Origin of the sequence: Alteromonas sp. AO-Serp, assembly GCF_017849675.1 — a bacterium.
In the GTDB taxonomy this organism is placed as follows: Bacteria; Pseudomonadota; Gammaproteobacteria; order Enterobacterales; family Alteromonadaceae; genus Alteromonas; species Alteromonas macleodii.
The window spans coordinates 15,051-28,514 of record NZ_JAFLMX010000169.1; the positions used below are offsets into that span (position 1 = coordinate 15,051).

The window sequence follows — 13,464 nt, forward strand, 5'->3', positions numbered from 1 at the left end:
AAGTGGCAACTATCCGTCAATTAAAATCAGGCAACTGGAACGTACAGATTCGTGAGCAAGGTAAGCGAATCTCTAAGACTTTTCCAACTCAACAAGAAGCAGAACGTTTCGCCTTAATGGGCTCAAATGAATTGTCTTTTCACGAGGTCTGCGACAAATACCTTGAGCACATGGGCGATTCTGTGCGTTACCGTGTGCGATGCTTGAAGAAAAACTTTAAGTCGCCTCCTACCCTAGCAGAAATCGAAGCATTTAAGCGTCAGAGACTCAAAGAAGTAAAGAGCAGTACCGCGAGATTAGACTTACAGATGCTGTCTCGCATCGTTAAGTTTGGCATTAAACACTTCGAGTTAGATTGGCCATTTCCTTTCAAAGACTTCAAATATCCTCCTGAATGCCAACCACGAGACAGAGTAGTAACACAGAAAGAGTTAAAGCTATTGCTTGAAGATTTACCTCCATTAGTTGCATCTGCTGCTGAACTTTCTTACGAGACTGCTATGCGTAGAGGAGAAATTGTAAAGATACAAAAGCAACATATAGAGTTTCACCAAAACAGACTTTATGTTCCTGAAGCCAAGAATGGCTATTCACGCTACGTTCCGTTAAACGCAAAAGCAACTCAGATTTTAAAAGACAGGCTTGTGTCATGTAATAATCATCAAACCCTCTACAACGTTACAGCAGAAAGTCTCTCGAAGGCTTTTAGACGAGCATGTAAACGCCTAGAAATAACCGGACTATCGTTTCATTCAATGAGGCATTCAGCTATCACTAAGTACGCTCAAAGAGGCCTTTCAGTTAACCAATTAAAAGTTATTTCAGGGCACCGTTCAACTGAGATGCTGGAGCGATACACACACCTTGGGGTTAAGGACGTGGTTTCTCTGATGGACTAAGTAGTGAAAGTGGCAAAGTTCTATTCTTTGTCACTCATTCTGGGAAATAACCACAACTAACCATTACTCACAAATGACTATTAAGTTGCTGATTTTATTACAATAAATTACCATTCAAATGAATAGCTGGAGCGTGTAATGAGTAAAACAGTAGAAAAGAGAGTTTCCTTAACCCAAGGACAACTAAATAAACTCGGCAACTTAAAAATCAAGAGCGGTGACACTATTAATTCTATTGTCGGAAAAGCAATTGATGAATACTGCTTCACACCCGATGACGCAGAAGTAAGTAAACACGTCAGAGTGGTGTTGTCAGTCCTTAATAGTTTGGAGATCGAATCTCACCTGAAGGCGAAGGTTATTAAAAGCCTTATAAGTGAGCTGGCATGGATGATTTAGAGCCTCATATCATTCTGTATGAGGAACATGAGCTTTGTAGAAAAAGTAACGTTTTGCAGTATCTCATGCGCTCCAACGGAATCGAGTACCTTAAAATAACTGTAGGAAATAGTTGGGTGAGCAAAAACCAACTCAAATACGAACTACCGACAATGTTCATGGGTAAGGTGCATTTTGGCTCGCTACAACAATTTAAGGACTTTTTGAATCGTTAGCTACTGCAAACCCTATTTACGAGACTTTAACAGCGACTATAACTTTTACAAAATAAACGAGAAGCTTAACTGTACCACCTAAGAGTACTACCTTATCAAGATGTCTTGCCCTCAAGATTGAGCATTGTAAACTGAACAGAATACTTAGACAGGAAGCCTGATGACAACAAGAGTACTTGTAGATAACTGTATTTTCAGTGATGCGAACATGCTTCAAGGAGCAAAGCTAACTACATATAAGGATAGAGAACAAACCGAAGTCTCTTCGTTTATCGTGGGTTATATAAGAAAACCTCCTTTACCGGAAAAACAAGCTCGACGTCAAAATGAAATTGATTGGTTTCCTACTATTGCTCAGCTCTCTGAATATGAACATATAAAGCTTTTTACTTATGATGAGCTTAATTTTGAGAGTTGGTTCAGGTCTGTAGATTCAAAGATTGGTAACGTTTTCAGCGAGAGTAGTGTGACGTTTGTAGAACCCGCAATATCAAGAAGCCACTTTCGCCAAGGAGATTTGCTGGAGCAAATTCGTTCTGAAAATAAAGTAGATTTTTTCGAAAGCCTCCTAAAGTGGACGCCAGACCTTTTTCAGTCAACTGAGTTTGAAAGTTATTTACCGAAATTGACTCTAGATTCCATTAAAAATATAGACCGCTTTAAAAAAATAGCTGAAGCCCTGACTGCTGAACAATTGCAAGATGCTTTTCATCTATGGACAGCTGAAGTGAATGATATTCCCTACTTTCTAACCATTGACTTCAAGTTTATTAATGCAATTCGTAATAAAGCCAAATCAAAGAAGAAGCCATTCGATATGGTTTGTGAACCCATCACACCACAGGAATTAAGCAAGAAACTAGGCATAAAAACTCCTTATGCTTACAAGTATTCCCATGACGAATTTATCGGTTATGGCGGTGGCACTTTTAAAATTGAAGACTACGGCAAGCCTCGCCGTAAAGAAAATGGACTGCATCGGTTATTTAAATGGGTGCGGCAAAGAGTTTTCACTACAAAACTCTGAAAGGACAAATCGTCAGTGACGAAGTCCCTACTCCCCCTAGGGCGTTTCTGCACATTGCGGAAAACCGGATATACAATCTTCAAACCAGTCGTAACGTTCATTTGAACAAACACGAAGATAATGCAAGGTCGTCAAAGTCTACAAGACATGCTTACTCTCGTTTAGAGGTCACTTTGCGACAGCGCTAGAACAAATTGGTAGTCCTGAAGACATCGCTACGAAACTAGCAGGTCACAAGCAGTTGTCCTTGACGTATAACTTGTATAGTAAGTACAAGAACAAGGACGAACTTTGGCAGTATGTCGAGAGGATTCACGAGGCTGACTGCTTGAAGTCGTTGGCTTACTAAATTGGTGAGAGGCGCATTATAAGTATCTTAACAACGTCACGTACTCCACTCTTTAAGCTTTATACGAGCGTAGAGTGGAAGGCCTTGATTGTTCATTGGGAGTTGTTTTTATCAGTCAACTTTCGCTTCTACACTCTTTTTAGGTACGGTTGGGTTTTGTGGAGACTTACAAACTCTCAACCTATCTTCCAATTTATCCTTTTCAAAGCTACATCGTTCTCGCAGTGCATTTAGCGAAACATTGTGCTGCTCTTTCATCCAATCTAAATTTCCTTTGTATTTTTTCTCCAGATAAGAAACCTGTTCTCTATGAGTTCTATCTAGCCTGTCTATAGTCCAAGCATAGAACCCCCAAAAGCCAGCACAAAGCGCTGTAATAACAATACCTACAACTACCATCGGGTGCTTGCCGAACCATTTCTCCCATGCCGAAAATGTATTGTCGTTTTCTAGGTTAAATAGTCGTTTGTCTAATTGCCCTATAACCTCACCGTGTTTTTCGACTGGTATCACGAGTGTTCGTCCTTGTTACTCAGAATCTTCTTTAAATCAACCTCAACAGCAGAGTTACTCCAGTGCGCATGAGAGTCGTCGCCTTTTATTAAAAGTATCCTGTCACCTTCAAGGTATGCATTCGTACCTGAAAAAGAGACGCTATCGATATTGCCTCCAATTAAACGTTGTTCAATTCCCTTTAAAGCACGATTAACAGTATCGAAGTCTGGAGTAAACTTAATCGTAGGCTTGCTAGCCTCGACTATTCTCATCTCAACGATAGCTCCTTTAGCTCTTGCTGGATAAATTATCGCGCGAATATCATAGCCTTGTCGAAGGCTTGGCTTTAATCGTGCGATGAATCGACCTACGTACTTTCTGAGTAATTTCCTATTGTTCATCTTTATTCCGAAGAAGAGTCTACAAAGATAAATTGAGATTCAAGATACCATTGATTTTTTTACTATTATCAGGTTTACATATATTTCAACTGGAGGAAAGTTTTCACTACAAAAATCTGAGAGGCCAAATCAACAATGATGAAGCCTTAATTCCCCCCCATAGGGTGCTTCTGCACACCACAGGAACACCGCTAAGACAATCTCCAAGCCAGTCGCAACGTTCATCTTGACCAAACACGAAGACAGCGCACAGGCTCTGCTGGTGGCTTTTCTGTGTTCTCACTCCAGAAATTTCCAGAGTGGTGGCGATGTAAACCGAACGACAAATTTGAAGGTTGGTTATTAGTGCTCGCTATGCAAATTTCCATATCGACATTCGTCCACCAAAGTAAAAAATAATGAACAAAGCTATTGACCGTTCAAATACTGTTCATTAATATGCCGCTCACATAATCCTTAGACCTTATTGAACGAGACGGAGTTAATCATGACAGGTCAACTTATCGGTTACGCACGAGTATCTACCACAGGCCAGAAGCTAGACGTTCAACTACAAGCACTAGAAGCGAAAGGCTGCGTTAAGATTTACCAAGAGAAACGCTCTGGTAAGACAGCAGACCGTCCAGAGCTAGAGAAGATGCTTGATTACGTGCGTGAAGGTGAAGCTATTGTTGTGACCAAGTTAGACCGTTTAGGTCGCTCTGTGGCTGACCTAGCGAATATCTCGAAGTTACTCGATGACAAAGGCGTAGGACTAATAGTGATTGACCAAGGCATCGACACGACAACGCCACACGGTAAGCTCATGTTCCATATGATTGCTGCTGTAGCTGAGTTCGAGTTGTCTCTACGTTACGAAAGACAGATGGAAGGCATCGCTAAGGCGCAAGAGAAAGGCGTTAAGTTTGGACGTAAGAAGTCTGTAGACCGTGAGAGAGTCCACCAGCTACGAGAGGAAGGCTTGAGCATGGCTAAGATTGCTGAAGAATTAAGCTGTAGTAAGGGAGCGGTGCATAAGATAATCAGTGAGTTCATAAACCAGAGTAATTAACCCAGCTAATTCGTTCACTGAAACTTATAGTTCATGTGGTCTGTCACTCCTCTACAAGACATCTTCAGCACTATCATAACGGAGTCTCACGCTTAACTGTTTGAGGCTCTGTAAAGCTTTCTCAGATCGAGTTAACTTACCCAATGCAATCGTATTAATTGTACCCAGAAAAGCTCGTAGAAAGCCGTTGTCGATCTGTAATGATGCTTTGTATCCGCACTTCTCGCTTATCAGTTGTATAGAGCTAACAACCTTAAAGCTCTTCAGATTTTTTAGATTTACCTAATATTCACTAAAGCCAATAAAATCAAGGGATACACGACTCCCTGACATAAGGGAGAAGCCATATAGAAACTGAAATAGTTTGTCTATCCGTTTCTCATACCCTGTTTTTATCAAATTAAAGCAGACAGTAGTCGACTAACACGTAGTTGCTACATTTCATTCAATTTACTTCCCTTCTTAAACTGTGCCACCTTGAAGATTCGATTCAGACGCACTCAATTGTATTTACTCACTAGCTAACCAGTAATGATAACTTGGTTGGTTATTGGTAAATGGACATTAGAGAACGACTTAGCGACAGACGAGGAGACCACCAGCAGCACTATAGGGGGGAATAAGACAAGGAGAACACTTATGAACCAACTTATGGTTACACCGCAAGAAAATTTCCAGTGGACACAAGCCCTCAAGGGGAAGTCCAATACGCCAAATGCAAACCCAATATTCACCTTCCCACTGAGAACCCATAAGGGAGTAGATTCAAAGTTTACCGACTGGCTCACCGAACAGCTGACACAAGGGCGACAACGTATTACCAAGCCAACCATCCAAGCGGTTAAGTGTATAGCTGTCAATCTTGCCTGTGCGATGAACTTAGGCACCGATACAGGTTTCGTATACTCGCTAGGTAAGCGCCTAAAAGCTATCCCGAAGAGATTTCGTAGGGAGCCGTACAGCAGAGACACGATGAACACCTTGCTGGCGCAAGGAGAACAGCTAGGCTTGATTAAGATTGAGCGAGGATTCAAAAGCGAGAACTACACGTCTGGCATTCCGTCACTTATTCTTCCGACTGAGACCTGTATCAATCAAGCTCGCCTTCTGGAAGCAATTGAGGTAACTGACATCTCTGTTCCTATTGACCCGCTCATTCTTCGCAACAATCCTTATGATTACGTTAACTACAGCGACGAACCAAGCACTCTTCGCATGAGAAAGTCGATAATGGAACATAATGAGGTACGCACAAGTTACAACTGGGTATATACATCTGAAGACAACAGAACCATTCAACTATCGCAGTCTGACCTCTCATGCAGACGGATATTCAAAGGGCAATGGTGCATTGGTGGCAGGTTTTACTGTGATGCGCAGAACCTACCTCAAGTTGTCAGAAGCAACATTACGATTAATGGAGAGCCTTGTGTTGAACTTGACTACAAGTCGATGCACCCTCGCCTTCTGTATCATTTATCAGGCGCAGAAGCTCCGAGTGATTGCTACGACATCGAAGGAGTAACAAGAGACAAAGTTAAAAAGATAGCCTTGATTGCGACCAGTACCAGCAGCAAAAACCAAGCAGTCAGAGCGGTATCTTTCCATCTTAAAGTCAACGCTAAAAAGGCGGGTAGCCTTCTAGGGATGTTTGAAGCCAGACATAAGGCTATTTCAGACTTACTTTACCGCAATGCTTGGCAAACACTTCAAAATATCGATAGCAAGATTGCAAATGATGTTATGGATTCATTAACGCAAGAAGCTATTCCTGTGATACCTGTTCATGACAGCTTTATAGTTCCTGAGTCAAAAGCTCATCAGTTACGACAAGCTATGCACGAACAGTATGAAATAAATACGGGGATGGAGGCATCTATAGCCTGATAACACCGAAGGGAAAGGACTCCCAATAATGACTTGATTTTGTATTGAATGAGCACTTGTTATAATGTTGTCAGAAGGATTAGCAGACACGGATTACAGTTATGGGCTCGATTGAAGCTCTTCCAAGTGATTATGGACATATCATTACCTACGCTTTGATTTTCGCAGTCATATCGTTGCTAGTGTTTTCACTATTAAAATCTCGCGAGCTAAAGTCAGAGCTCAACAAAGTCAAATCTCACCTTCAAGACTCGAAGCAAAGAACGACAGAGCTGCTTGAGAAGTACCAACCGATAAGCTCTATTGAAGCTCGTGTGACGGAGCTTAACGCCGAGTCAGAAGCAATCACATCAAACATCCAGACGCTTAGGGCGTCTTATGCGACTAAACGAAAGCTATTTGATGAACTTGAAAGAGAGCTGGCTGTATTTGATGAAAAAATTGAGTTGTCTACATTGGGGTACTATGAACCTCACTTCGACTTTGGAACGTCAGATAGATTCAAAGCTGAAATTACTGCTGTGCGAGAGCAGCAGAAAGATATGCTGAAAGCCAAACAAGCGGCCGTTTGCCATACTGAGTGGAAAGTTAATAACAGTGCCAGAGAAGGTCAGACGATGACAAACCGAGCACTTAAACTAACGCTGAGAGCTTTCAATAACGAATGTGACGCAGCAGTATCAAACGTAAGATGGAATAATATCCGCAGAATGGAAGAGCGCTTATCTAAAGCGAGAGATGCAATAGACAAGCTCAATAAGTCTAACAACATCCAAATCACAGAACCCTATTTCCAACTCAAGTTGCAAGAGCTCAGGCTAACTTATGAATATGCTGAGAAGCTCAGACAAGAGAAGGAAGAACGAGCAGAAGCGAAGCGCCAACTCAGAGAAGAACAACAGCTAATAAAGGAACAAGAGGCAGCGGCAAGAGAACAGCATAAATACGAAGAGCTTGTTGCTAAGGCCAATGCTAAAGCCAATAAAGCTACTGGTGACGAGCTGGAGCGCTTAAAGTCTGAACTTGAAGAACTTGAGGCACAACTGAACGAGGCCAGAGCAAAATCAGAACGGGCTCTATCGATGGCACAACAAACCAAATCTGGTTACGTCTATATCATCAGTAACATCGGTTCGTTTGGTGATGGGGTATTCAAAATTGGGATGACCAGAAGACTGGAGCCCCTAGACCGTGTACGTGAGCTTGGGGATGCCAGTGTACCATTCACATTTGACGTCCATGCTCTTATTTACTCCGAGGATGCGCCTGCACTTGAAGCTGAACTGCATCGTCATTTCAATGAACATCGACTCAACTTAGTAAACAACCGTAAGGAATTTTTCAGAGTAGATTTAGCTGAACTGAAGGGCAAGCTTGAGGAGTTAAAGCCTGATGTAGATTTTCTGACTGATGCTGAAGCTCAGGACTATCATCAAAGTCTATTAATCACTCAAGACAAAATCAAAGAGGACAACACTGTCAACCGAAAGCTACCTGAAGAAATTTGAAGGAACTCCCGAAGTCAGCAATCGGGCAACTTCACGATTACTTGATACTCTGAACGTATTTATCAAGTGTGAACAAGATTGTGAACGTTCACAAATTTGACTATCATTAAGATGAAAGTGAAGTTTGTGTGCAGTCTTGAAGATTGATTTTAAGAAATGCTGTAGAGTACGCCAGATAAGGCTTTTGGGTGTCACTTTGAAAGAGAGAAGTTGGTCGGTGTGAGAGGATTTGAACCTCCGACCCCTGACACCCCATGACAGTGCGCTACCAGGCTGCGCTACACACCGACCGAAAGAGCCGACAAGTCTACTCAATTTCAACGACTTTGCAATGTAAAAAAACCAAATAACCGCCTAAACGATTATTTGGTAATCAAAACCCATCTAAAACGAAGCTTATTACAAGTCGTCTGCACTTACATCTTTGATTTCTGGCCATTCTTCATTCGCCTCATCTATATGAGTAGGAATGTTCTTGGCCCATGCTTTGTATACACTTTCGTCTTTATTCACGTAAAGTACGCCATCAACAATTTCAAACGCTTTGCCGTTTATTTCGAATTTCTTACCAAACGTTGCGCCGTAGGCACAAAAGCCGCCATACGCTGGTGCGTATTTGTCTGGGTTGCTTACAAACATGTCTCTATTTTTCTGCGATGAAAATCGGTAAATAGCGTCGTTGTGGACAGCCGTTATAGTCGCTTTACCCAGCACTGGCTTACCTTCAGTAAAATAAGCTACAGCGTCGTGCCCGGCTAAAATAATTCCGTTTTCGTCGGTCTCTGTATCAACGCCAGCGAATACCGCGCCACTAGCAATTAGTGAAACTGCAAATAAACTACCTTTTAAGAATACTCTCATGCTATTTCTTCTCCACATTGGTGTTTCGAGTGTTTTCACACTATCTCTGTATAAGTTCGAAGAATATGGTACGTACTTCGGTCTTATACAAACATGCTCCAAACGCTTAAATACTTGTCCAAAACACCATGAAAAATTTAGAAAGCCTTTTTGACCAACTTCAAATAACCACCAATGTATTTCACAACGGACAATATTGCGGTAACTGGCAAATTGACACTTCTGGCACCGGCTTTATTAATTTTCACGCCGTAACTCACGGTCAATGCTACTTACACCGTAACGACGACGGCCCAGTTCTGTTAGAAAAAGGCGACATGGTTTTACTGCCTGTTGATAGCCCACACCTTTTAAGCCCTACAAAAACTCACACTTACAAAAATGTTAGCGCAAGCTCTATTCCTGTTAGCGAGAAACTAGGAGCTGAAGGCCCGGTGCTACTTTGCGGTTACTTCGAGTATCAGCACCCTTTAATGAGAGTAATAACAAAAGAACTGCCAGAATTTTGGATAATTAAAAAAGCATCAAAAGAAAGTAGAGTGCTACATGAAAGTCTGCAGTTACTTATCAGCGCGTCGTTAGAAGTGTCGGACTCAACCTTCACTTCGTCGGTTCTGCTAAACAAAATCGCTGAGGTTGTATTCCTTTTGATTGTGAAGCATTTAATGAGCAAGTACTCATCAACCTTAGGGGCTCTACTGCATCCGGCCATAGCAAATAGCCTTCAAGCGCTGCATAACGCGCCTGAACAACATTGGAACGTAGAAATGCTGGCGAGTATTGCGAATATGTCTAAATCTAACTACGCAGCAAAGTTCAAAGCCTGTGCAGGCGTAACTCCAATTAAATACCTAACGCAATGGCGCCTGCGTTGTGCCTGCACAGAAATAATCCAAAGCAACAAGCCGTTAATTACCATTGCAAACCAATATGGTTACGAAACGGAAGCTTCTTTTTCAAAGGCTTTTAAAAGAGAGATTGGAGTGTCTCCTTCACAAAAGCGCGTTCAAGCTAGGCCAGCGTAACGTAACACACCCCAGTTACTACCAGTGCAACTAACACGTTTAGCACCACACCCTCTCTGGCCATAGTTTTTATGTCGAACTTTTCCGTTGAGTATGCAATGGCGTTAGGCGCTGTAGCTACTGGCAGCATAAAGGCACAACTTGCGCTTATAGCCGCCGGAATCATAAGTAATTTAGGGTCAACACCTACCGCTAAACCTGCTGCTGCCAATATTGGCATTAGTAATGTAGATGTTGCTGTGTTTGAAGTAATTTCAGTAAGAAAGGTTACAAACAAGCAAATGCCCAGTACAAGTAGTAAAACGGGTAAGGTTGCAAGCCCTGTTAACCATGAGCCCATTAATACGCTTAAGCCTGAAGACATAAACGCTTTCGCGATACAAATTCCACCAGCAAAAAGTAATAGCATACCCCACGGAATATCATTCGCGGTTTTCCAATCTAGCAGCTTGTCGCGGTTGCCTTTTGCGTCTACTTCACCGTTATCATTGCCGCTATTGGTGAAAAACATGGCGGCAACACCCGCAACGGCTATAGTGCTATCACTGATAGTAGTTACCCCTATCCATGCAGTCCAAAAAGGTCTGAATATCCATGCCAATGCTACCGTACCGAAAATGGCAAGTACGCGCTTTTCGGCCTTTGTCCATGCACTAGGTACAGGTAAATCGATGTTTCCCACTTCTTTAATACCGCGCGCTAACCATAAGGCCATAATAGGTACGCCTAGTATTACTATTGGTACGCCTGTTTTCATCCAGTCGATAAAGCTGTATTCAATACCTTGAGTCTCTTCATACACGCTCATGAAGATAATATTAGGTGGCGTCCCAATCGGTGTGCCTACCCCGCCCAAGCTTGCCGAATAAGCAATACCAAGTATTAGCGCCACGCCAAATCGCGGGTTGTCTACTGCATTGATAATAGCGATAGCCATTGGCAACATCATTAACACCGTGGCGGTGTTACTAATCCACATACTGAGTACTGCTGTTGTTAACATGAAGCCCAGCACCAGCTTGAGCGGGCTGCCGCTGCCCGTTATACGTAGCATGTAAATGGCGAAACGCTTGTGTAAATTGGCGCGTTCCAACCCCTTTGAAAGCATGAAAGCGGCCATTAGTAGAATGATAACGTGGCTTCCGAGAGCAGAAGCAGCTTCGCTGTGAGACAACACACCAAATAGCGGGAATAGCGCGAAGGGTAAAAGCGAAGTAGCGGGAATAGGAAGCGCTTCGGTTACCCAAAGTACTGCTACAAAAAGGGTAATCGCAGCGGTAAATATAATTTCGCTGGGCTGATTTACAGCCCACAAGCACATACCGCTTAGAACAGAGGCGATAAACGCGAAAAGAATAATACTGTTCTTGCGTGTTGGCTGTCGTTGTTGAGTATCTGAAGAAGGTTCAGGGTTTGTGTGCATTGCGCTTCCCGTTACTAATCGCTTTATTATAAGTGCTAGGGCCTTAGCTATTGGCCCTTTTTATTGCTCTTATATTTTCTATCAGTAATTAGCGGGAAACGCACGAGGCTTTTCCAAAAAAGTGGTATTTAAGTTGATTCACTTACTTTCGTCGTCAGACGAGATTCGGCTGGCTACTGCGCCTGCTTGGCCTTTGTATTTAGCATCAACTCTGGCGTTGTAAGGTTTTTCAGCTGGCGCCGATAACACCTCAAAGCTAAGTGCCCCTATTTTCATTTTAGGGCGAAGCGCCAGCGGTAACTTACCACTGTTGTAAAACTCAAGAACGATATTGCCCGACCAGCCTGGATCTATTCGATGCGCGGTCACGTGAACCATTAAGCCCAAACGCGCAAGCGAAGAACGCCCGTCTAACCAACCTACGATGTTGTCAGGCAAGGTTACTGACTCGTGGGTAATAGCAAGCGCCAGTTCCCCGGGGTGTAGAAAGAAGGCTTTACCCTCTTCTAGTTCAATTTCATCGCTCATTACGTGGTCAAGCGCTTCTTGAACCTGTGCTTTTGGCCCACTTAAATCGATATACGGCGCTTGGTGATCTTCAAACACGCGAAATTTATTACCTAGGCGGATATCTACCGTTACACCACTTATTTGATCGTAGCTGGGTGTAGGGTCAATTTTAATTTTTCCATCTTGCAGATGTTGGTAGATATCGCGGTCGCACAAGCGCATGGTGTATTCCTCATTTCGTTAGGCCGCTATTATGCGTATGTCACCGCATGCATTCAACTGCTCAAAGGCTTGTTTTATCTGCTTTTGCGCAATTTTTGTATAGTTTTATCAAATTTTAAATTTAAGCAATCGAACCTGGCTATAGTTCACCTTTACTACACCTGTCTGAATTTACCTATCCGTTGCGCATTCCCGACATTTGTTACCTAGGCATTTCAAGCTAGTTACTCTTTACCAACAATGCCAATAGGGTTGCCTTTAATGTGTTTAACTGCCCCTTTGCGTGGCGCAACAGTAAGGGCCAATTGCATAGACAGTGCGCGCGCTGCCTCGCGATAGCTTTCACTCAATGCACTTTCGGGCGAGGTAATTAACAAAGGCGTGCCGGCATCGCCATGCTCGCGAATATGGATATCAAGCGGTAGCTGACCTAAAAGTGGCAGTCCGTGGCGTTCGGCAAGCGCCTCGCCCCCATCTTTTGAAAACACATAGTCTTTGGTACCACAGGCTCTGCACTGGTAATAACTCATGTTTTCAATAAGCCCTAATACAGGTACGTTCACTTTTTCAAACATGCTTATGCCTTTTTGGGCGTCGGCTAGTGCTAAGTCCTGCGGCGTTGTAACTACCACTGAAGCAGTCAACGGTACTTGTTGCGCCATCGTCAGTTGGATATCGCCGGTACCCGGTGGCATATCTACAATTAAGTAGTCCAGCACGGGCCATAGGGTTTCATCTAGCAACTGCTTTAACGCCCTGCTTGCCATTGGCCCTCGCCATACGGCCGCGTCTTCCTGAGGCACTAAATAGCCAATTGAGTTCGCCACCAGCCCATGTGCAGTTAGCGGCTGCATGTGCTTATTATCTTCGCTTTCAGGATGTGCATCGGGATTACCTAACATAATGGGAATTGATGGCCCATAAATATCGGCATCTAAAATTCCTACTTTCGCGCCTTCTTGCATAAGCGCAAACGCTAAATTAATACTGGTTGTCGACTTACCTACACCGCCCTTGCCAGAAGCCACTGCTATGATGTTTTTAATATTGGTGACCGGAGCTACTTCTGTTTCTCCACTTGCTACGCTTTGTTTAAACGTAAGCAGCTCATCGCCAAGCTTCCCTTTTAGCTGTTTAAGCACTTCTTGTTTAAGCGCGTCTAACTGAGTAGCAATACAAAACGGCAAAGTAA

13 protein-coding genes and 1 tRNA gene are annotated in these 13,464 nt (G+C 43.0%); 7 read left to right on the top strand and 7 right to left on the bottom strand.

Annotated elements, in window-relative coordinates:
* Positions 1-2 precede the first annotated feature (2 nt).
* The 3 genes from QVA83_RS11945 (at position 3) to QVA83_RS11955 (ending at position 2,540) form a co-directional block, all read left to right on the top strand.
* A complete protein-coding gene (locus QVA83_RS11945) occupies positions 3-899 on the top strand; it encodes a tyrosine-type recombinase/integrase (protein WP_197040344.1) in 897 nt (298 codons plus the stop codon).
* A 138-nt stretch (positions 900-1,037) separates the two neighbouring features.
* Positions 1,038-1,298, top strand: a complete 261-nt coding sequence (locus QVA83_RS11950; protein ID WP_061486063.1) for a hypothetical protein — start codon at positions 1,038-1,040, stop codon at positions 1,296-1,298.
* A 375-nt stretch (positions 1,299-1,673) separates the two neighbouring features.
* The gene (locus QVA83_RS11955) at positions 1,674-2,540 is read left to right on the top strand and encodes a hypothetical protein (protein WP_012518828.1); all 867 of its coding nucleotides are present in this window, start codon (positions 1,674-1,676) and stop codon (positions 2,538-2,540) included.
* Between the two features lie 460 nt (positions 2,541-3,000).
* On the opposite strand, the gene QVA83_RS11960 is transcribed toward QVA83_RS11955, so the two are convergent.
* Positions 3,001-3,402, bottom strand: coding sequence for a hypothetical protein (locus QVA83_RS11960; RefSeq protein ID WP_061486065.1), 402 nt, complete (start codon positions 3,400-3,402; stop codon positions 3,001-3,003).
* The gene (locus QVA83_RS11965; RefSeq protein ID WP_061486066.1) at positions 3,399-3,785 is read right to left on the bottom strand and encodes a hypothetical protein; all 387 of its coding nucleotides are present in this window, start codon (positions 3,783-3,785) and stop codon (positions 3,399-3,401) included. The genes QVA83_RS11960 and QVA83_RS11965 overlap by 4 nt, the downstream gene beginning before the upstream one ends.
* Before the next feature lie 487 nt (positions 3,786-4,272).
* Here QVA83_RS11965 and QVA83_RS11970 point away from each other — a divergent pair, with 487 nt between their 5' ends.
* The 3 genes from QVA83_RS11970 (at position 4,273) to QVA83_RS11980 (ending at position 8,231) form a co-directional block, all read left to right on the top strand.
* The gene (locus QVA83_RS11970) at positions 4,273-4,836 is read left to right on the top strand and encodes a recombinase family protein (RefSeq protein WP_061486067.1); all 564 of its coding nucleotides are present in this window, start codon (positions 4,273-4,275) and stop codon (positions 4,834-4,836) included.
* A 639-nt stretch (positions 4,837-5,475) separates the two neighbouring features.
* On the top strand, positions 5,476-6,723 hold the full coding sequence (locus QVA83_RS11975) for a hypothetical protein (RefSeq protein ID WP_061486983.1): 1,248 nt from the start codon (positions 5,476-5,478) through the stop codon (positions 6,721-6,723).
* Between the two features lie 101 nt (positions 6,724-6,824).
* Positions 6,825-8,231 carry an SNIPE associated domain-containing protein gene (locus tag QVA83_RS11980; RefSeq protein WP_023559752.1) on the top strand — a complete coding sequence of 469 codons (1,407 nt, stop codon included), beginning with the start codon at positions 6,825-6,827 and terminating at the stop codon, positions 8,229-8,231.
* 211 nt (positions 8,232-8,442) lie between these two features.
* Here the strand turns inward: QVA83_RS11980 and QVA83_RS11985 are convergent.
* Positions 8,443-8,519, bottom strand: a tRNA-Pro gene (locus QVA83_RS11985).
* 111 nt (positions 8,520-8,630) lie between these two features.
* Complete coding sequence (locus QVA83_RS11990; protein WP_039236516.1) at positions 8,631-9,092, bottom strand: YHS domain-containing (seleno)protein; 462 nt, start codon at positions 9,090-9,092, stop codon at positions 8,631-8,633.
* Positions 9,093-9,220: 128 nt separating this feature from the next.
* On the opposite strand from QVA83_RS11990, the gene QVA83_RS11995 reads away from it, so the two are divergent.
* The gene (locus tag QVA83_RS11995) at positions 9,221-10,117 is read left to right on the top strand and encodes an AraC family transcriptional regulator (protein WP_049586886.1); all 897 of its coding nucleotides are present in this window, start codon (positions 9,221-9,223) and stop codon (positions 10,115-10,117) included.
* On the opposite strand, the gene QVA83_RS12000 is transcribed toward QVA83_RS11995, so the two are convergent.
* The 3 genes from QVA83_RS12000 to apbC all read right to left on the bottom strand — a co-directional run.
* Positions 10,104-11,540, bottom strand: coding sequence for an SLC13 family permease (locus QVA83_RS12000; protein WP_061486068.1), 1,437 nt, complete (start codon positions 11,538-11,540; stop codon positions 10,104-10,106). The genes QVA83_RS11995 and QVA83_RS12000 overlap by 14 nt on opposite strands.
* 138 nt (positions 11,541-11,678) lie before the next feature.
* Complete coding sequence (dcd, locus tag QVA83_RS12005; RefSeq protein ID WP_014979644.1) at positions 11,679-12,272, bottom strand: dCTP deaminase; 594 nt, start codon at positions 12,270-12,272, stop codon at positions 11,679-11,681.
* A gap of 224 nt (positions 12,273-12,496) precedes the next feature.
* A partial coding sequence (apbC, locus tag QVA83_RS12010; protein WP_287498493.1) for an iron-sulfur cluster carrier protein ApbC occupies positions 12,497-13,464 on the bottom strand: 968 nt, incomplete at its 5' end.